Origin of the sequence: Paraburkholderia sp. BCC1884 (assembly GCF_900996225.1) — a bacterium.
In the GTDB taxonomy this organism is placed as follows: Bacteria; Pseudomonadota; Gammaproteobacteria; order Burkholderiales; family Burkholderiaceae; genus Paraburkholderia.
Genome location: NZ_CAAJGL010000036.1, coordinates 1 through 442, shown reverse-complemented (window position 1 = coordinate 442; position 442 = coordinate 1). Strand labels below are relative to the sequence as shown.

The 442-nt window shown below is 69.9% G+C and carries 1 pseudogene; it reads left to right on the top strand.

Going from position 1 to position 442, the window contains the following annotated elements:
- Positions 1-442: pseudogene (locus tag FQ705_RS02880) on the top strand (FAD-dependent oxidoreductase); the annotation flags it as partial.

The following is a 442-nucleotide window of genomic DNA, read 5'->3' as shown; positions in this document are numbered from 1 at the left end:
CGTGGCCGACTATTTCGAGGCCTATGCGAAGAAATTCCAGGCGCCGATCCGCACCGGCGTGGAGGTGATCAAGGTGGTGCGCAACGTGGGCCACCCCGGCTTCACGGTCGAGACCAGCGACGGCACCATCGAGGCGAGCCGCGTGGTGGTGGTGGGCGCCGGCTCCTCGGGCGTGCAGATCGCCGACGAACTGCAGCGCGCCGGCCGCGACGTCTACCTGTCGGTCGGCCCGCACGATCGACCGCCGCGCGCCTATCGCAACCGTGACTTCTGCTGGTGGCTCGGCGTGCTCGGCAATTGGGACGCCGAGGCGGCCGTGCCGGGCCGCGAGCATGTGACGATCGCCGTGAGCGGCGCGCGCGGCGGCCATACCGTCGATTTCCGCCGTCTCGCGCACCAGGGCGTGAACCTGGTCGGCCTGACGAAGTCCTTCGAGGGCAAT